The following is a 20,225-nucleotide window of genomic DNA, read 5'->3' as shown; positions in this document are numbered from 1 at the left end:
CTAATATTCCTCATATAAACCATAATAACATTTGCCGGATGAAAACAATCATACCCTTTTAAATAAACCTACACAAATGAGGAGGAAAAATCATGCCTTTAAATAAACAGCAAAGCACACTCGCACTACTGGCCCTAGCCGTCAGCGCCTTCGCGATCGGAACAACCGAATTTATCAGCGTCGGCCTGCTGCCGCTCATCGCCAAAGATTTGCATATACCCGTCACAACGGCCGGACTAACCGTCTCCCTATACGCCCTTGGGGTCACATTCGGAGCGCCCGTCCTAACATCACTGACATCGCGCATGTCACGCAAAACCTTATTACTATGGATCATGATCGTCTTCATCATCGGTAACAGCATTGCCGCAAGCGCAACAAGCATCAGCGTCCTACTCGTCGCTCGCGTGATTTCCGCACTGTCGCACGGCGTCTTCATGTCGATCGGCTCCACCATCGCCGCCGACCTTGTCCCGGCCAACCGCCGCGCCAGCGCCATATCCATCATGTTCTCCGGCCTCACCGTCGCCACCGTCACCGGCGTGCCATTCGGAACATTCATTGGCCAACAATATGGCTGGAGACTCGCCTTCGTCATCATCATCGTCGTAGGTATCATCGGCTTCATCGCCAACTGGATTCTCATTCCTTCTTTTTTGAAAAAAGGAACCCAGACCAGCGTTCGAGACCAGTTCAAGCTCCTAACCAATGGCCGGCTCTTACTTCTATTCACGATCACGGCACTGGGGTATGGCGGCACATTTGTTGTCTTTACTTATTTGTCACCATTATTACAGGAAATAACCGGCTTTAAAGAAGGCTCAATCGCAATAATTTTACTAGCCTACGGATTAGCGATCGCCATTGGCAACATGGTGGGGGGAAAGCTCTCGAACCGCAATCCGATTGGATCCCTCTTCTATATGTTTATCGTTCAAGCCGTTGTTCTCTTTGTCTTGATGTTCACGGCACAATTCAAAATCGCAGGCCTCATCACGATTATATTTATGGGATTGCTCGCCTTTATGAACGTACCAGGGCTGCAAGTATACGTCGTCATCCTCGCGGAACGCTACGTCCCGAGTGCCGTCGATGTCGCATCCGCCCTCAACATCGCCGCCTTTAACGCCGGAATCGCCATCGGTTCCTACCTAGGCGGCACCATTACCGACACACTAGGCCTCATCCACACCACCTGGATCGGAGCCTTAATGGTCCTCGCAGCGGCTATCCTAACAGGATGGAGCCGAGCGTTGGAGCGGAGAGTCCAACCAGTTTTATTAGAAGAAGCTTGCTAAAGCCATAATAATTAAAAGCACCTAGCAAAAATATTGATTCGCTGAAAAAATCGTGTTTCCGCTGATAAATGACTTAGTTTCGCTGATAAAATTTATTTATCGCTGATAAAAGGAAATTTTCCGCTGATATATCTTAAAATCGGTTGACGGGGTGTAATTTTATCCTAAATTTAAGCGGCTAAGGCATTTAAAAGTAGAAAAAAGCAGTAAAAAGCAGTAATCTTTACGAAAACATCCTAACAGAACATGTAAAACGATCTTGCTAGGTTAAAATAACAACTTTTATATCTCGAGGAGGAACATTAGATGAATTTACAAAGTACAACAACATTAAATAATGGGGTAAAAATGCCTTGGTTCGGACTTGGCGTCTTTAAAGTAGAGGAAGGACCGGAGCTCGTGAACGCGGTGAAAACGGCGATCCAACATGGCTACCGCAGCATTGATACAGCGGCCATCTATGAAAACGAAGAGGGCGTCGGACAAGGAATTAAGGAATCTGGGATCGCCAGAGAAGACCTATTCGTCACCTCAAAGGTTTGGAATGCCGACCTTGGCTACGAATCCACATTAGCGGCCTATCAAACAAGCCTAGATAAACTAGGTTTAGAGTACTTGGACCTCTATCTGATTCATTGGCCTGTGGCGGGCAAATACAAGGAGGCGTGGCGAGCATTAGAGACGCTTTATAAAGAAGGGCGCGTACGTGCGATTGGGGTAAGTAATTTCCAAGTGCATCACCTTGAAGACCTGATGAAAGATGCAGAGGTCAAGCCGATGGTAAACCAAGTCGAATACCATCCGCGCTTAACCCAAAAAGAAGTCCAAGCATTCTGCCGCGAACAGGGAATTCAGATGGAAGCTTGGTCGCCATTAATGCAAGGCCAATTGTTAGACAATGAAGGATTGGCAGCAATCGCCGCAAAATACAAGAAATCAGTCGCCCAAATCATCTTGCGCTGGGATCTGCAAAACGGCGTCGTCACCATCCCAAAATCAACAAAGGAACACCGAATCATCGAAAACTCACAAGTATTCGACTTTGAGCTAACACAAGAAGACATGCTCCAAATCAACAACCTAAACCAAAACCACCGCGTCGGCCCAGACCCCGACAACTTTGACTTTTAAAATTACCTTTGTGTCATCAATGGTGTAACATTTTTGGTGTCATCTTGTTGTCATATTGGTGTCAGGCACCGTCCGTGGACAACTGCGCTATTTGTACGTCTCGAGTGGACAGACCAATCTTGCTATGAGATTGGTCTTTTTTCTATTCTTTCATTTACCGTCCAAGGCAAAAATCAGGTCGTGCATAAATGGAGAGCCGTTTCATATACCGCTCAAAGAAAAAAACCGCTTCGCCGGTAAATGGAGGGAGCTAACAATAATGGTGTCAGGCACCATTCGTGGACATTTGTACTTGTACACGGGACAACCAGCAACAAATTTTTCCAGACTTTTGTTATAATGTTTAGCAAAGTACCAACTTCAAGGTACAGGACGCTGTGAACATGGGGTACACCAACGAGTTTGATGCGGTGTTCTCTAATGCTACACTTCATTGGATTAAAACTCCGAAACAGGCTCTCGAGTCCATTTATAATGCCTTAAAACCTGGGGGCAGATTTGTCGCTGAATTCGGCGGGAAAGGCAACGTCCAGAAGATTACCGCCGCAATCCTTAATCAGTTAAGCGAACAGGGAATCATTTATAAATCAGAGCAGCTCCCTTGGTACTACCCAAGCATTGGCGAATACACATCCATAATGGAACAAGTAGGATTTCGGGTCACCCACGCCCAACATTTTGATCGGCCGACCCCTTTATCTGGAGAGCAAGGCTTAAGAAACTGGATCGAGATGTTTGCAACAAGCATGTTCGAAGGCGTGACAAGCGAAACCAAAGAGTTAATCATCACAAGAGTGGAAGAGAACTTAAGAGAAGTTTTATTCCATGATGGTAAGTGGATCGCGGATTATAAGCGGATTCGTGTGCTGGGGATAAAAGAGTAATCACGGGGACCAAATTGGGTCCTTCTTTTGGTTAATCCTGGTAAATGGTTCTGTACCTCTGTGAACATGGAACCAATATTAAAAAACCAATAATTGGAACCTTTTTGCGGAAAATCCGTATATAGAGATAACTATTTTAAAAGGGGAGGTAAAAATAATGAAAAGACTAATTACCATCATGATTACGTTTTTAGTTTTAACAGGATTGAGTTTTGGCATAACGTATTATACCCATACAAAATTCATTGATTATTCATTCTTTGTTGGATTAGCAGTTACTGTTATGATTTGGTTTTTTACGTCAAAAGGCGGGCACACTTCAAGATATTTAGATATGACAGTTCAAGGCACCACTGGGGTCAAAGTTGATCAACAAAAGTATGAGTTTTCACCAAATGTTGTTTTCCTTACCTCCCTGGCCTATACCATCATTACCCTTGGAGCGATGTTATTTCATTACAGAAGTTATTTCTAAAAGTTCTAAACATTTTTATAGTGCATTAGTCTTTTTGAAATTGGATATTTATGTTAAAATAATAGTGTCAAAGTACGTTCAGGAGGTAACAATGAATGATATCTCTGTCGAAAAATAAATGGATCTGGTTCACTGTCGTCCTCTCTTTTGTGATCGGTTCAAATCTATTAATCTATCGGCTGGAAATCTTAGCGCCACTCCCAACTGGAATCGCTTTAGGATCCCTATTTGATTTCATCCTTACCATACCCTTACTTGTGTACTTCTTTATCCTAAGAAAACGTTACTCGCTAAAATATATACTCCCAGTCATGATCGCGGGCTATGGCGCTGCGGTCCTAATAATTCCACATGGCCTCCTGTCAGCCTACTCCTTCGTAAAATATATCTTATCAGCGGGCGAGGCAGTTTTTTTCCTGCTCGAACTTTACGTCGTCATTAATTTGATTGCAAAAATACCAGCCATCATCAAGAGTTACCGCACAAACGCCAGCGAAATTCCAACCTTCTCATTTCGAATGAAGCAGGCCTGGGATCAGCATTTACCACCATCCCGGGTCCAAGAAATCTTTTTCTCCGACATGACGATGTATTATTACAGCCTATTTTCTAGGCGGAAAAAAACGATGTTACCTGATGAACGGATGTACACCTATCATAAAAAAACTGGCGCCATCACGGTATACGTCATGCTGATCCACGCCCTATTTTTGGAATCCGTAGGTTTTCACTTCCTCCTTCACTCGTGGAGTCCACTAGTAGCCACTATCGCTCTGGTACTTAATGTGTATACGTTATTATTCTTTCTCGCTGAAATCCAAGCGATTAGAAATTGTCCGATTATGATCACCGACCGGCATTTATACCTGCAAATAGGGCTCATCAAACAGTTAATCGTTCCGCTTGCGGAAATTAAAAGCATCCATCATTACGATGGTCCTGAAAGATTAACAAATGACGAATCAAAACAAGTTTTCGACGCGGTCCTTGCTGATTTTTTCAAAGAAAAACCCACATTTGAGGTGGAGTTTCATCATCCAATCGAAGCCAGGTTCATCTACGGGATTAAGAAAAAGGTCACCAAGGCCCATCTCCGCCTCGACGAACCACAAAAATTCTTTCATGCGCTCACTACAAAAATAAATGCTGAGTGATTCTCAAAGACTCAAAAGGAGGAATTGATAAATGATCGCCACACAATACAAGATTACCTTACCAAGTGATTATGATATGAATATAATCAGAGACAGAGTCCGAAATAATGGTCATAAAACAGATGGATTTGAGGATCTCAAATTTAAGCTTTATTTGATCACGGAAAAAGGAATCCATAATAATTTACAAAATAGTTATTGCCCATTATACCTTTGGAACGGCAGCAACGGGCTAAACAAGTTCTTATTTAATGGGTATTATGACAATATAATCAACTCTTTTGGATGGCAGCGAGTAAAGGTTGGAATTCCACTAATTGATACAACGACATCGAAAATCAAAGAGAATAAATATCTTTTCCAAATCACAAGGGACATACCACCACAACAAAGTCTAAATAACTTAAAAGATAAAATAGGAAAAGAAATACCAACGATTGATCATACAGAGTATCTAGTTATTTATAATCCCGAGAAATGGAAGTATGATGTGTTTTACTTTTTAAACGAAGTAAGCATTGTACAAGAAATGAGCGGAGTAATTTATCAAATCCTACATATATCACAAGAAAAAAGCAGCAAGTAAAAAAGCGTTCCTGTATAGAACAGAAACGCTCGACCAGAACATCAGGAGGGGCAGGTTCACTGTCCCTTTTTGGTTTACTTATTATGACTCTTTTGGGCCTTTAATGCGACTTTTTCAAAGCCATTTCCTCGTTCTTCCGCAAATTCCAAATCTGCTTTTGGCAGAGCCGTATTATGTTTCTTAAATTGGTTATTCTTAGTTTTAGCCATTTTTTCACCACCCATGTAGATTTCCCTCGTCAGGATGCAAAAATTTCGGCACCCCACGAATTTAGTTTGCTTTCTTTTTTTGAGGCTATGCTAGTTGAATTTCTTTCTTAACATCAAAAAAATGAAGCCTTCCACATTATGAAGGCTTCGTTGACTTATAAAATGGATTAATGGACCCGGATAATCTCGTAAATATATTCATCGTGGTGAACCCTGGTATGTTTTGATTCTAATCGTTCGAATTCGTGGATTTCATCCATTGGCTCGCCAAGCAACCAGTTTTTGAGTTCAAACAAAAAATCAGTAAGCATCATGAATCCTCCCTGGAATGGGTTATTGGATACCTTATAAACTTATTATACATGTGAATCACTTCACATAAAAGCGGTTACATAATAAGCGAAATAGCAAAATTATACTGAAAAATAAGAGAAGTTTGTCTCAATGTGAGGGGACAAAAAGGAGCGACTAAGCGCGTTACTTTTATTTGAAGATCCAGCTCCTTTTTTGGTGGCTTCTCTTATTGTACTAACGGAGCAGGTTAGTATAATAAGGAGGTGTATGCAGCAAGACTTAATTGGTAAGATAAGTTAAAATTTACTTAGTATAATGTATATAATATTGAATTGATGGAGGGGGGATTTAAGTTGCATAAAAATAAAGAATTACACTCGTTTTTATTGGCTAAGGCAAGAAATCTTACAGAGGAATGGTATAATTCTCTAGATAAAAATGACTCGTCAGGAGTATATGCCTCGGATGACCCTAATATAATCAATACTTTAAAAAAACAAAACTTTGATTTCCATTTACATCTTTGTGAGGCTTTTATTAGAGAGGAAACAGCGTTCCTGGAAGAATTTCAAAAATGGATCCTTAGGATTGCTCAAGATCCACAGCATTTAAACACACCAATCCATTTTATGTTAAGAGAATTTTTCAGAGTGCGGGAACAGTATCTTGATTATATTAAAGATTTTGTTTCTCTACATATGGGTGAGTTTCCCAATGAGGTGATAGATAGCTGGAATCGAATGATTTTAAAAGCATTTGATAAAGTTATGTTAGGTTTTGTCGAAGAACGTCAATACTATTTACATCAAAAACTATCTGCTCAACAGGAACTTATACAGGAGTTAAGTTCTCCGGTTATTACTCTTAACAACGAGGTAGCATTGCTTCCTCTTGTGGGCGATATAGATACAAGACGGGCAAAGTTAATGCTTGAAAATACATTAAACCAGTGTGCAAATCTAGGAGTAAATTTTCTTGTTATTGATTTATCAGGCGTTCCAATGATTGATACAATGGTAGCACATCAAATTTTCCATCTGATAAAAGCATTGAGATTAATAGGGGTGACATCTATCCTTACAGGAGTTAGACCTGAGATAGCACAAACGGCTGTACAGCAAGGACTCGAATTTAATGGTGTTCCCACATATTCTACTCTACGACAAGCTCTGATTTCGATGGCTATCATCAAAAGATAACATTGTTTTTTGTTTGTCGATTAGCTACCACAAAACGGTAGCTTTTTTATTTAAATTAAAAAAGGGGTTGCTGCGACGATACCTATTGTTCTTAAACTAAAGGGGATAAACAGGGTATATAAGTACCCTGCTTTTAGAATCAGTTATTTAATTCGCTTTAAAATTGGGTGGTCTTCTTTTAACTCAAGCAAATCCCATAAGTTCCCGTATAAATCCTTAAATACTGCAACCGTTCCATAAGGTTGCTCTTTTGGCTCTCTTACAAATTCTATTCCCTTTGAGGTCATCTCATTATAATCTCTCCAAAAATCATCGGAGTTTAAAAATAGAAAGACTCTCCCGCCTGCCTGATTACCTACAAATGGTTCTTGTTCAGGTTTAGATGCTTTTGCGAGTAGTACTGTTGTACCAACAGAACCAGGTGGAGCAACCACTACCCACCACTTATTCTCCTCTGGTAAATAAGTGTCTTCAATTAATGTGAAATTAAGTTTATTAGTATAAAAATCTATTGCTTCATCATATTCTCTAACAACTAATGCGATGTGAACAATTGATTGAATCATTTGCTTACCTCTTTTCAGCTCAATATCATGGTTTATTTATTAACATATAGGAAACCATCCTAAGTTTAACCAAATTTTTAATCAGGAGAACAATTTTGTCAACTGAAAATAGATAATAAAGTATCTGTTATTTACTTTGCCATTTGGGGTGCCGTTATTAAATCCTTGCAAACTTGAAATAAAGTGAATGGACCTTGTTTAACTAACGGGTGCAAGAGTTGTAGATCAAGCTGTCATTTTGGCAGCTTTTCTTGTGGCACTAAAGGGGCAGAATAGCTAAATAAAGAAGGAGATATACTAAGTTAAATAATTCCTTTTGGATAAGGGGGGTATTAATATGTCAATGAAAAAACAGTGGTTACTTAATATTGTAATGATATTACTCTCGTGGCTTACAATACCTTTGTTAGGATGGCGGACTATAAAGAGATTTTTACCAGCCTCAATCCTTGCTGTTTGTTCTACTATGTAGTTTGGATGCTCAAATTGGAAAAAAACGCAGATGATGGTCTTTTTATAATAAACCACAGTCCTTTATTCAAAATGAATTTCCTTTTCTCATAGGTCCAATGTTGGCGATGTCTTTATGGACATTAAAATGGGGATACGGAAATTTTAAAAAGTTTATTATGTTAAATGTTATTGGCGAAGCAATTTTTGTATCTCCAATTACAAGGTTATTCACAAAATTAAAACTCTATAAATTAGTTCAATTTAACGAATTTCAATTCTTTCTATATTTCTTTTACAAGGCTTTTTTATTATATGGATTTCAATATCTTTTTGAAAAATACAAGAAAACTAATGACTTTTAAAGTAGCGGGTGCGACTCTTCAAGATGAAGGTTGCCTTTTTTTATTCCACAATAAACATTGAGGAATTTTGCACTTAAACTATCGGGTGCAAGAGTTTAACAATGAGCTGATGGAGCTTTTTCTTTTCAATACCGTTGTATTTTGTTGTATTTAGCTTTTTCCTCCCATTACACAGGAAATTTATAAACTGCAAATCCTAATTTAGGGATATTCTTCCAAAAAAAGAGTTGCCTATAAACAAACGGGGGACTATAAGTGAAACAATAAAAAACGCTCAGAGTGGTAATCTCTGAGCGTTTTTTCATTGTATGTTTTTTGGGTCGACACGATGGTGCCTGACACCATTACCATCACAGGCACCATCATTACACGAAAAACCACGTTACCCCAGATACACCAAGTCTTTCAGCTCATCCGTCGATAACTCGGTGATCCAGTTCTCACTCTGGATAATCTGGTCATTCAAGAATTGCTTCTTCTCTAGCATCGCATCGATTTTCTCCTCGAGGGTACCCGTGCAAATCATCTTGTGCACATGAACGAAGCGCGATTGACCGATCCGGTAGGCACGGTCGGTGGCCTGGTTCTCAACAGCCGGATTCCACCAGCGGTCGTAGTGGATGACGTGATTAGCCGCCGTCAGATTCAGCCCGGTTCCGCCTGCTTTCAATGACAGCAAGAACACAGGAAACTCCTGATTCTGGAATCGCTCAATCATCTCGTCACGCTTCACTTTCGGCACACTTCCGTTCAAGAAAGGCACCTCAATGCCAAACTTCTTCTTCAATGTGCTCCGAATCATTTCGCCCATTTCGATATATTGGGTGAATATTAGACAGCTTTCGCCCTGCTCCAAAACGGCATCAATTAATTCAACAAGTTTCTCAAGCTTATTCGAACGCTCCAGCAGCTCGCGCCCAGCCGATTTTTCTTTCAGATAGAGGGCAGGGTGGTTGCACAACTGCTTCAATCTACTTAACATTTGTAAAATTAACCCCTTGCGCTCAAAGCCTGTCAGTTTTTCAATTTCTGCAAACGTGTCATGGATGAGCTGTTCGTACAACGACGCCTGCTCAGCGGTGAGCGGGCAATATTCCTTTTGCTCCAGCTTGTCAGGGAGGTTAAGGGCAACCTCTTCATCCTTTTTCGTGCGACGCAGCAAGAACGGCCGGATCAACGCTTGCAGCTGCTGAACCTTGTCTTTCTTCTCATCTTTTTCAATCGGAATCACGAACTTTTTCTGGAATTGGCCCAAACTGCCAAGATAGCCATGATTGGTAAAATCAAAGATCGACCACAGCTCCGATAAACGGTTTTCCATCGGTGTTCCTGTCAGCGCGATGTGATGACGGCCGCGCAGCCTGCGAACTGCCTTTGACTGTTTTGTCTGGGCATTCTTAATGTTTTGCGCCTCATCAATCGCAATCGAACTCCAAATCAGCGACTCAAACTCCGCCAAATCGATGTGGCTCAGGCCATACGAAGTCAAAACAATATCGGCATCTTTTGCCTTCTCCGCAAAAGCTTCCTCTTTCAGACGGTTGGACCCGTAATGCAAATACACCTTCATCTCCGGTGCAAAGCGCTCCAGCTCCTTCTGCCAGTTTCCAAGTACAGAAGTCGGGCAAATAATCAACGCAGCCTTGGTTGGAACTTTAACTGCAGACGCATCCTCATCCTTCTTGCGGCGTTTTTTCGCCTCAGTTTGGGTGTCAGGCACCACAGCCAATTCATCCCCGACCACATCTTTCACCTTCAAAAGGTAAGAGATCAGCTGAACGGTTTTACCGAGACCCATGTCATCGGCGAGGCAGGCGCCAAATCCGTACTGGCGCAAGAACCAGAGCCAGCTCATGCCGAGCTGCTGGTAAGGACGGAGCTCACCCTGCAAACCAGAAGGGACGTCCTCGAGCGGAATTTCGTGGACTTCCGCCAGCTGTTTGATCATTTGCTTCCATTGGCGGTTCAACTCAATTTGAATCTTCGCAAATGCCTTTGGATTATCCAGTTCATCCTCGGTCGCATCTGACTCCAACAATTCCTGTTCCAGCAAATCACGGACATGCAGGCCCTCTTTTTCAGCACGTTTCATCATATCTTGTATTTGTCGAATAAACTGCGGGTCAAGCTTCACCCAACGGCCGCGGATGAAGACAAGCCGCCTTTTCTCCTCGACAAGTTTCCCAAACTCATCTTCGGACAAGTCGACACCATTCATCGAAAAGCGCCAGTTAAAATCAAGCATAGCCTGAAGCCCGACGAATGAAGGCCGGTGACTCGAGCCACCCTTCAGCGAAGCTTTCACTTTTAGATTGGCATTTTTCATCGCCTGCCACCAGGAAGGGAGAAGGATTTCGACATCCAACGCCACCAGCGTCTCACTCGCCTCCGTCAAAAACATCCACGCTTCTTCCTCGCTCAGATGCGTTTTGAAATAACCGTCTTCACCCAACCACGGAATCAATCGCACCCAGCGATCCCGCTCGCGGTCAACTTTTTCTAAAAATGGACGCCACTTCGCTGGGATCTTGGTGGTCCCATCCACATCATAAACCTCATCGACGTTTTTCTTTCCTCGTATAAATAGATCCAGACTCCACGCACCTTCGCCATCAACCGGCTCATCTAAGCGCAGCCCAATCGTAAACGGTGTGTCGCTTTCCTTAATTCCGACCCATTCCAGCCAGCTTTCTTCATCAAAATAGCGAGCGAGCTCGCCGCCGGAAATATTTTGCTTCCGGAGCAAATCAAGCTTCGGTCCGAATAACTCCTTCATTGCTGAATTCCGCGTCAAATAGCCATCGAGGGCATCGTTGTACAAAGCTGAGATATAGTTTTTGGTCGTCCCAAGTTCATGGCCTATCAGTTCGTCGACGGCTTGCTCGGGCTCCTCAATCCTTTGTTCCCAAAACGATGGGTCAAACTCATCCTTCACGCGTTCAGGAAGCTTCCAACGGAAATCCCCGTGCTCCCAGACCGAAAAGTCCGGCAGCCAATCCTTCTCGACGATGCCTTCATACAGCGAATGGGCGGCCGCCAGACAAATCTCAGATTGCTCATTCCAATCCCATTCGATATAGCGATTAAACGACTCCTTAGCAAAAAGCGAAACCAGATGCCAGCCGCTCACCACCACACCCTCGACGTCGTTCACCGTCTCTGTCTCAAGGAGCGTACCAAAGAAGCTTTCCTCATGACTGCTGAAAACGAGATTCTTCCATCTAGACGGGCTCATCACATGACCCCGCTCATCCTCCGCAGTAAGAAGAAAGCGACCTTCCCCTAATTTAGTTGTCAGCAATTTCATAAACCTTGTTTTAAGCATCGATCCAAAACTCCTTTATTGGGGGAGAGAACAAAGTCAGATAAAAATTTCTAGAAAATGTCTAATTATACAAAACCCCTTAAAAATGGCACAAAAGCCCCCTGAAATGGTACAAAACCTTATTAAAATGGTACAAAACCTTATTAAAATGGCACAAAACCCATCCAAAATAGCAAAAACAAATTTCCCCTAAAAATAAACAAGCCACAATACCAGTCAACCTAGCTAATTCAAACCAAATGTCCGCTCCGTATGGACAAAATCAATAAAGTGTCCACGAGCGGTGCCTGACACCATAAATAACAATCTAAATTACTCCATAAAAATCCATATCCTCTATTATACCCAAAAAAGTGTGGTTAGAGGAGGGCGAGACTTGAAGTTCTTCCGTAAGTAGTATATTTGTACGTGGTTTGTTGTTAAAAAAGGTAACTTAAAAGTAGTCCCCGGCAGGGATCCATCCCCCTAATAAGTTCTGGTTCTCCATAATCGGAAAGATAATGACCTGAGAAAGGAAACCGCCAGTAGTAACATAAAACGAATAAATTGGCATATAATTGATGGCGAAATCTAGTTTCATCTGGACCCACCAATGGAAGCTTCAGCTTTGATTTTTTATTGTATTAATTAAGGGCATAAAACGAGGAGATCGTATATGGGAAAGAAGAATCTCATGATAACGCTATTAATATTTTTACTTCTGTTGTTAACCTCTTGCAGCCAAGGGGATAAAACGAAAACGAGTGGTGACGCACAACCCGAGCCAGCAACTGAAAATCCAAACGAAAAACCTGCTGAAAAACCGGATGCTAAGCCCGATACCGCCGAAAAACCTGACACCAACCCCGGCGTAAAGCCCGCCGAACCACCCGACCACAATAACAACAATAGCAGCCCTACCAATCCAAGTCCATCCAGTAATCCCTACGAAATAACAAAAGCAAACTACACAGAAAACAACATCAAAATAAATTATCCCCAACTCACGAAATCAAGCGATCAGCAAAAGGAGAAAACCATTAATCAACTTTTAAAAAATGAGGCCATCAAAGTACTAAACTACTACCTGCCCGAGGTTCAAGACCTAACCCTCGAAATCAATTATGAAATCAAATCCAAAAGTCCCAGCCTGCTGAGCATTCAATACACAGGAGTGGGGTACATGAACGGTGCAGCCCATCCCAATAATCATTACTATACAACCAATATCGACATCGAAACGGGAACTATTCTACAATTAAAAGACATGATCAAAATCGATGAAAACTTCGTTGGAAATCTCAAGCAAAACGCTAAATCCATGAAGCCTGAACACCAAGGCATCCTGAACAGCATACACCCAAGCGACCTACTAAACATGCTCACAAACGCTGATTCACTCGACAATATCGGCACCGAAAATCAGTCCGACACATTTAGCTATTTCACCAGCGACTCTCTCGGAATCAGCATTCCCGTCAGCCATGCAGAAGGGGACCATGCAGAATTCGAAATCACCTATCAGGCCATAGCCCAAAACATACACTCGTTATTGTTACTTAGCCTGCTTCAACGGTAACTATCCCAGTTCAAATTTACATTCGAACGAACCTGCACCGCCGCCCCATGGTAAAAATAACAAAAATAAAAGGTGCCACGAGAATTGGCACCTTTTGCTCTATCAAGAAAAAACCATCAACCCTCAATCAACTTACTCCGTTTACACTCCTCATGAAACGCCCGCAACCGCTTCGTCCGCTCCATCAAGGTATCCAAGAAATACTCCCAGTCATCGACCCGTTTCAGCTTCTTATACAGCGTCCGCAGCTTCTTCAAGTGCCGCACCGCCATCCGGTAACTCGCCCGGTTCTTCTGATCAATCTCACGCTGCGCCGTCTGATGCAACATCGCCAGCAGCACCTCAGGCCGCTCCTTCTCCACAAGCTTCAAACGGTCCTTCGGCAACTCATAATAATCCAAGCCCACAAACGCCTGCAGCTCACCCCAGCGATCATACTGCCCGCGCTCAAACAACACATACTCATAATCCCCAAAACTAAAGGGGAGCATCGAAAGCATCGCCCGCTCATACAAATCCACCCGGTCACTCTCCGCACAATAAGGCGCCACCGCCCGCAGTGCATTCCGCACAAACGTCGCACAACTATGATAACCGCCAAGCCACTCCAAATAGCCCTTCACCTTTTGCAAAAACAACTCAATCACCGGGCCAACCCGCTTCCACGCCTTCAGCCCCGACAAATACTCAATCCAATACACCAAATAAGGCGCAATCTCCTCATCGCCAAACGGACCCGTCAACTTCAACGCGGCCTCATCATCGCTAAGCAAGAAATTCAAATGAATCCCAGCGAGCAGCAGCGACGCAGGGCTCTCCCAATCCTCCAGCCCCTTCAACCGCGACTGAATCTTCAACAGCTCTTCCTCACGCCACGCCTTCTTCTTGAAAAAATGAATCCACAACAACCGATACAAGAATATCCGTTCATACGCCAACCCCTGCGTACACGTCAACAGCTCAAACGTATCCTCCCGTAACTTATCGACAAACTCATCAAAATCAAACGGCAGCGACTGCACGCCAATCTTCATCGAGAGCTCTTCCGCATCATCCATCAAATTATGGAACAAATGCAAATAAGCTCGCTTCACCATATCCTCATCATGCCCGAGCTGCTCACTCAGCCGTGCCAGCTTCCGAAACGAAACCACAATCCCGACCAACTCATACAGCAAACGCCACTCCTGCTCAACCGGCGCACTCGCATGAATCCGGCGCTCATAAATCCCAAACAACTCCGGAATCATATACGGACTCGTATACTTCTTCGTCGCCAGCAGCGTATCAAAACTCACCTCAAACGAATGAACCCAACGCCCATAATCCGGCTTCGACACCCCATTCGCCTTAATCAAATCCTTCGCCGTCTGCAGCCCCCAGTCCGAAACCGCCTTCGACTCACGCACCGGCTCCCGCCATTCAGCGACCCAATCCGCCACACTGCCAACCCGAGAATAAGCACTCAAAAACACCGCCATCTGATGCCGGCAAAACCCTTCAGTCGGACACGTGCATTCACTCTGCGACAAAAACTCAAAATTCAACTTCACATAACAAGGCGTCACATCTTGCACCATCGCCGTAATTTGCTTATCCCATATCTGTAACTGCTTCACCAGCCCTTGCCGGTAAATCATCAAACCCTTCTGAACAAGCTTCGCATCCTCCGTCACCGTCGGGTGCAGCAATTCCCGCACCTGATCCCCAAAAAGCTCAATCCGTTCACTTGCAGGCGTCGACTCCAAAGCCACAACCCCCTCCAAAAAATCCATATTCCTCTATTATACCCAAAAACTCACCCAAAGAGGAAGGCAAGCCTCAATCCAAAACACATTTTTGAAAAATGAACCCCAAATCGCCCTCGCCGAATAAGAAACGTTTGCGAAAACTCCATCGCACCGCAATTCATCTCAAAGCAATTATCGTGGTGCCTGACACCAATACTCCTTCCAGCGTCGTGGTGCCTGACACCAAACTTCAGACTGTGGCAGGGTTTTAATAAAAAAAGGTAACTTAATGGTTTTAGGTTTTGAAATTAGGCTGGTCCGCTGCAAAAAGGAAAGACAATAACCTGATCCAGGATGAACGCCTGGATTTTTAGTTTTTTAGTGGTTTTCTAGGAGGTTTGGAGCAGGAAACAGACAAGTGGCCGATAAAATGCTTGAAGTGGCCGATAAAATCGAAAAGTGGCCGATAAATTGAAAAAGTGGCCGATAAGATGTTCAAAGCGGCCGATAAATCCTGAAAGTGGCCGATAAATTTTTCTTAAGGTAAAAAGTTGGCTGTGTTTTTATTAAAAAAGGTAACTTAATGCTTTTATGTCTTGAAATTAGGGTGGTCGAATGGAAAAAGTAGAAAAAAGTTACCTGAGCCAGTCTGGCGCCTGGCTTTTTGGGGAGTTTGAGGTTGAATGGAGGGAGTGGATAGTAAATAGGGGAAATGGACAGTAAGTTGATAGAAGTAGTCAGTAAAAATCAAAGGTGGACAGTAAAGTGAAAGAAGTGGACAGTAAACTATGAAAAGTGGACAGTGAACCATGGAATGAATCCACTGGTTGCCAGTATAAATCCGGAAATCAGCGGAATCTCTGACCAAGTTGGCGGAATCCCATCGCAGTTTGGCTGAATTCCTCCACAAATCGGCGGAATTCCTCCACAAGTAGGCGGAATCCACAATTTGGAGGTTTGCCAGAATAAAATCCAAAAATGCCTGAAACCCCATTCTCATCCCCTAACACAGTAAAATAAACACAAAAAAAAAGCCACTCCTCACAAATTAAGGGGTTGGCTCGATCTTCGTACCTTCATTTTTTGTCAAACTAGAAAAATATTCAAACAAACTGGTAAGATAGCTGTTAAGCTCAAAACCTTCCTCGCTCGCAAACTCTGACAATAACAACCTATTCTCCTTCACCCTCATAACCCCCTCGAATATGGAACTATCATCATTATTGCCAAACTATCACTCTCTTATACCAGTAAACTTGAGTTGGGGTATGCCCATCGCAAAAAAATCTAACTACATCATTAGTTAGATCAGCCCATCTATAAAAACATTTAAAGACCCCTTCAAGATTCGAAGCGGTCTTCGTCCCAGTTATGGTTGTAATGGTCTCTCTGCTATCACCGATATCGATGATACTGAGGAGCGTATGGTGTTTGTGGGTATTGTGGATATTGGGGCTGTTGATACGGTTGATGTACATTTTGATGAGGTATATTTTCTCTTGCTTTGTTGCAGTCCTTGTATGGACCTATATATGTTGAGGGTTTTACAGGTGCAGTTACTTGTTTCCATTGAGTTTCATCAAGACAATAGGTATGCGACATGATGTTTGCAGGAGTAAATTTTAAAATGTCAGATCCTAAAATTACTTCTGGAGTTGGTGCATTAAAAATAGCCAATAGATGAGTGTTATCAACCGCAGCTACTTCATAATGCCACCAACCTTGAGGAACGTTCGCCACTTGTCCAGGAGTAATCGTGTAATTGAGTATCTGTTTTGTAAAGGGGTTCAGGATGGATACTGTAGCAGTACCTGAAATACAATAGACTAGCTCGGCTGCATTTTGGTGATAGTGCGGTTCTACAACATTATTAGTACTTAGGAAAATGTCCAGCAGAGACACATTTTCCAGTGTATTCAACTGTTTAATACCTAATACATTAATATAGTTTTGGTTATCTTTTATGAACAGGGGGCTTTTGTTTACGTCAAAAGTGTATTGAGTTGATGGAGATGTATAATCCATATAGGAAGCCATTAATTTCTTCACCTCTTATTAGGTATCAAAATAAACATATAGGCATGTTATGCACCTACAATAAGTTCGGTGTGATTAAGTATTAAATTTTTATAAAGTCTGAAATCAACGGTAAAAATCTTTTTTCGTTGTTTACTTGTGTTAAGGCAACGGAACATGAAAATAAATGACAAAAAAAGCAGTAAATAAAATAGAAACCAACCAAGCTGGTATCGGCTTAAGGTAATGAAATCTCAACAAAATAACCCATATGAAATTAAAGGCGATTGACCACCAGAAATTCCACCCGTTATGATAGGTGATTTTTCCACCAATAAACATTATTCCTTCGATACAAACAAGAATTGCTACCGATATTAGTAAATACATTATTTGATTCTTCCGATTATTAGGTGAATATGACAAAAATAGTATTACAATACATGGGAAAATGATGAAAGTTTGAACTAATACTGAAAAGGCATGGTTTAATAAAAAATCAGGTTCCAACTTCCATAGAAAATATTTTCCGTTAACAAAGAAGCTATATAATAAATTATTTACAATCAGGTATAAAATAGTGGGATAATATTTTCTCCAATTTTTTAGATCTCCAAATTTCCAGCAGCAAAGTACCAGAGTTAGGCACAAAAAAACACGCAATAGGAACACCCAATTTCAACAGTTTTTATTTTAAAATTTACCAAAAAGCTTAAAATTATTACTATTGTCTCTTCAACTGACAGGTGCAAAAAAATCCCATTCTTTCACTATATTTGAATCTATACCGTAAAAATTTCTTATTTCAAAGTTTGAATCTTTGTACGCTAGGAATAACTACGATATTATGACTCAAAATAAAAAGGATACAAAATAGACGATTCTATTTTGTATCCTTCTTATTAAAAGCCTGCTGTTCTACAGGTATGATCTTAATTAATTTGGAACGGCTTCGCGTTTGCGCTTTTTCTCCATTTGGATTTCATGCGCACGTGCGTGGGCTTTGTGGCGGTCTTCTTCGACTTCTGCAGACATTTTGATACCCATAGGCACCGTGGTGGCTGCAATTTCCTTTATCCCTTTCTGGTCTTTCTCATAAACAAATGACGCTCTTGTTGAAATATCTGCTCCCGGCTCAGTTACGAATGGAACGACACGGTAATCTGCACGCCATTGTTGCGGAGTGACCTGGCAGCGAACGTAACCGCGGTAATTATTAAAGAATTTGATGTGCGGGTTGTCCGCTAAAGATTTGGCTGTGTCTGCACGCCAATCCGATCCGTTTCCTCCTGTAGTAATCGATGTTCCCACAAACTCTGCTCCAAAAATCGGAGCGTCTGGATTGTTGTAATCCGTTGTCAGGTTAGAAGCCCAGCTTGCATGGACATCTCCAGTAATGACGATTAGGTTGTTGATGTTATGTCCAGCAACGAAATCCGTAACGCGCTCTCGTGCGGCCGGATAGCCATCCCATGAATCCATGCTGTATTTCGGAGCCGTGCTGCTTCCGGATTTGCGCTGCGCAAAGAAAATCTGCTGGGCAAGGACGTTCCAATGAGATTTCGAGTTTCCTAGATTGCCAAGCAGCCATTTTTCTTGTTCTGTTCCAAGAAGAGTGCGCTTTGGATCCAAGGATTCCGGTGTATGAGCTTTCGTTCCATCACCATTCGCCTGGTCATCACGGTACTGGCGTGTATCAAGAACATAGAAGTTCGCCAAATCACCATACGTGAAATCCCTGTATAATTGCATGCCTCCGTCGTGCGGCAATGACGACCTGCGAAGCGGCATGTGCTCGTAATAAGCCTGGTAAGCAGCGGCCCGGCGCTTGATAAACTCTTCAACAGACTGGTCTTTTTCTGGAATGACATTTGCGTAGTTGTTTTCCACTTCATGGTCATCCCATGTAACAACCCACGGGAATGCAGCGTGTGCAGCCTTTAGATGTTCATCTGAACGATATTGGGCATGGCGAGTGCGGTAATCTTCGAGCGCGATAATTTCATCGCCTTTGTGGGCACGGACATTGCCTGTGGGAGAAAGATACTCGTTCGTACCGTATTCATATATGTAATCGCCAACGTGGAACACAAGATCGAGATCTTCTTTCGCCATATGCTTGTATGCAGTATAATACCCGTGTTCATACTGCTGGCAGGAAGCGAATGCGAACGTCATGCTTGCTACACTGGCACCTGCGGCAGGAAGGGTTTTTGTTTTTCCAACAGGGCTTAGTTCATTTCCGGTCTTGAAACGGTAATAATAAACCGTATTCGCCTTCAGGCCGCTCACTTCTACATGGACAGAATGGGCGAGGGTAGGCGAAGCATGTTCTGCTCCTCGTTTGATTACGCTGCGGAAGTTTTCATCTGTTGCAAGCTCCCAATTGACGGGAACGATATGAGAGGGCATTCCTCCGCCATTTAACGGATCCGGAGCTAACCTTGTCCATAAAACGACACTGCCAGATTGCGGATCGCCAGAAGCAACACCAAGAGTAAAAGGATATTCGCTGAAATTCGGAGCAGCATCTACTTTAAATCCTCCCATTGATTGAGCAATAGCCAACCCTAGGGACAGCCCCGCAATCTTGCCGGCTCCATGAAGAAAGCTGCGGCGGTCAATATTCTTTTGCAAATTTTGTTCGTTAAAATTCTTTATTAAATGATCCAAAGATCTCTCATTTGTCATGCTTCATATTCCCCTCTCAGATTACATTTCTTTACCACGGCTTTGATTATAAATGGGATTTATTAATTGAATATGAAGATATTGTAAATAGAAAAATAGTCTGGTAGTCGATAGACAGTTAATTTAGAATAGGACTTTCGATTTAAAAAGGGATAAAATCTATATTTTTTCCAATCAACGGCAATTTATATCTATTTTATATAGTCATTTCATACCGTTTTTTTAAATATTATCTTAATAAAAAACTTACAAACGACCATACCGTTCGAAGCTTAGAAAACTTATGACAGAAGC

The 20,225-nt window shown here is 42.3% G+C and carries 17 protein-coding genes and 1 pseudogene; 8 read left to right on the top strand and 10 right to left on the bottom strand.

Annotation, left to right across the window (positions count from 1 at the left end):
• Positions 1-92 precede the first annotated feature (92 nt).
• From CCK98_RS31270 to CCK98_RS31245, 6 genes and pseudogenes are all read left to right on the top strand, one after another.
• Positions 93-1,298 carry an MFS transporter gene (locus CCK98_RS31270; protein WP_088090135.1) on the top strand — a complete coding sequence of 402 codons (1,206 nt, stop codon included), beginning with the start codon at positions 93-95 and terminating at the stop codon, positions 1,296-1,298.
• Positions 1,299-1,604: 306 nt separating this feature from the next.
• The gene (locus tag CCK98_RS31265; RefSeq protein WP_088090134.1) at positions 1,605-2,429 is read left to right on the top strand and encodes an aldo/keto reductase; all 825 of its coding nucleotides are present in this window, start codon (positions 1,605-1,607) and stop codon (positions 2,427-2,429) included.
• A gap of 368 nt (positions 2,430-2,797) precedes the next feature.
• Positions 2,798-3,313, top strand: a pseudogene (locus CCK98_RS31260) (methyltransferase domain-containing protein); the annotation flags it as partial.
• Positions 3,314-3,470: 157 nt separating this feature from the next.
• Positions 3,471-3,788, top strand: coding sequence for a hypothetical protein (locus CCK98_RS31255; RefSeq protein WP_088090132.1), 318 nt, complete (start codon positions 3,471-3,473; stop codon positions 3,786-3,788).
• A 95-nt stretch (positions 3,789-3,883) separates the two neighbouring features.
• Positions 3,884-4,942, top strand: a complete 1,059-nt coding sequence (locus tag CCK98_RS31250; protein ID WP_088090131.1) for a hypothetical protein — start codon at positions 3,884-3,886, stop codon at positions 4,940-4,942.
• 31 nt (positions 4,943-4,973) lie between these two features.
• Positions 4,974-5,528: a DUF4865 family protein gene (locus CCK98_RS31245; RefSeq protein ID WP_088090130.1), complete on the top strand. Its 555-nt coding sequence runs from the start codon at positions 4,974-4,976 to the stop codon at positions 5,526-5,528.
• 74 nt (positions 5,529-5,602) lie between these two features.
• On the opposite strand, the gene CCK98_RS36645 is transcribed toward CCK98_RS31245, so the two are convergent.
• Together CCK98_RS36645 and CCK98_RS35790 are read right to left on the bottom strand one after the other, a co-directional pair.
• Positions 5,603-5,737 carry a hypothetical protein gene (locus CCK98_RS36645; RefSeq protein WP_256942512.1) on the bottom strand — a complete coding sequence of 45 codons (135 nt, stop codon included), beginning with the start codon at positions 5,735-5,737 and terminating at the stop codon, positions 5,603-5,605.
• 167 nt (positions 5,738-5,904) lie between these two features.
• Positions 5,905-6,051 (bottom strand): hypothetical protein, encoded by a 147-nt coding sequence (locus CCK98_RS35790; RefSeq protein ID WP_179195985.1) that lies wholly within the window; start codon positions 6,049-6,051, stop codon positions 5,905-5,907.
• Positions 6,052-6,384: 333 nt separating this feature from the next.
• Between CCK98_RS35790 and CCK98_RS31240 the strand changes: the two genes are divergently transcribed.
• Positions 6,385-7,230, top strand: coding sequence for an STAS domain-containing protein (locus CCK98_RS31240; protein WP_256942511.1), 846 nt, complete (start codon positions 6,385-6,387; stop codon positions 7,228-7,230).
• Positions 7,231-7,373: 143 nt separating this feature from the next.
• Here CCK98_RS31240 and CCK98_RS31235 read toward each other — a convergent pair whose 3' ends face one another.
• The 3 genes from CCK98_RS31235 to CCK98_RS35785 all read right to left on the bottom strand — a co-directional run bounded on the left by CCK98_RS31235 (position 7,374) and on the right by CCK98_RS35785 (position 12,516).
• The gene (locus tag CCK98_RS31235) at positions 7,374-7,796 is read right to left on the bottom strand and encodes a VOC family protein (RefSeq protein WP_088090128.1); all 423 of its coding nucleotides are present in this window, start codon (positions 7,794-7,796) and stop codon (positions 7,374-7,376) included.
• Positions 7,797-8,993: 1,197 nt separating this feature from the next.
• A complete protein-coding gene (locus CCK98_RS31225; protein WP_088090127.1) occupies positions 8,994-11,936 on the bottom strand; it encodes a DEAD/DEAH box helicase in 2,943 nt (980 codons plus the stop codon).
• A gap of 433 nt (positions 11,937-12,369) precedes the next feature.
• Positions 12,370-12,516, bottom strand: coding sequence for a hypothetical protein (locus CCK98_RS35785; protein WP_179195984.1), 147 nt, complete (start codon positions 12,514-12,516; stop codon positions 12,370-12,372).
• A gap of 75 nt (positions 12,517-12,591) precedes the next feature.
• Here CCK98_RS35785 and CCK98_RS31220 point away from each other — a divergent pair, with 75 nt between their 5' ends.
• On the top strand, positions 12,592-13,494 hold the full coding sequence (locus CCK98_RS31220) for a PdaC/SigV domain-containing protein (protein ID WP_088090126.1): 903 nt from the start codon (positions 12,592-12,594) through the stop codon (positions 13,492-13,494).
• Positions 13,495-13,610: 116 nt separating this feature from the next.
• Here CCK98_RS31220 and CCK98_RS31215 read toward each other — a convergent pair whose 3' ends face one another.
• The 5 genes from CCK98_RS31215 to CCK98_RS31205 form a co-directional block, all read right to left on the bottom strand.
• Entirely contained in the window at positions 13,611-15,242 is a 1,632-nt protein-coding gene (locus tag CCK98_RS31215) for an SWIM zinc finger family protein (protein WP_088090125.1), read from the bottom strand.
• A 1,030-nt stretch (positions 15,243-16,272) separates the two neighbouring features.
• On the bottom strand, positions 16,273-16,410 hold the full coding sequence (locus CCK98_RS35780) for a hypothetical protein (RefSeq protein WP_168240856.1): 138 nt from the start codon (positions 16,408-16,410) through the stop codon (positions 16,273-16,275).
• Positions 16,411-16,619: 209 nt separating this feature from the next.
• On the bottom strand, positions 16,620-17,261 hold the full coding sequence (locus tag CCK98_RS31210; protein ID WP_088090124.1) for a cupin domain-containing protein: 642 nt from the start codon (positions 17,259-17,261) through the stop codon (positions 16,620-16,622).
• A gap of 141 nt (positions 17,262-17,402) precedes the next feature.
• Positions 17,403-17,912, bottom strand: coding sequence for a CBO0543 family protein (locus CCK98_RS36885; protein ID WP_306298980.1), 510 nt, complete (start codon positions 17,910-17,912; stop codon positions 17,403-17,405).
• Between the two features lie 264 nt (positions 17,913-18,176).
• Complete coding sequence (locus tag CCK98_RS31205; RefSeq protein ID WP_088090123.1) at positions 18,177-19,931, bottom strand: alkaline phosphatase; 1,755 nt, start codon at positions 19,929-19,931, stop codon at positions 18,177-18,179.
• Between the last annotated feature and the right edge of the window lie 294 nt (positions 19,932-20,225).

This window comes from Bacillus sp. OV166, assembly GCF_900177675.1.
Classification (GTDB): domain Bacteria; phylum Bacillota; class Bacilli; order Bacillales; family Cytobacillaceae; genus Neobacillus.
The sequence above is the reverse complement of the archived record's forward strand: the minus strand, read 5'-3'. Positions and strand labels throughout refer to the sequence as shown.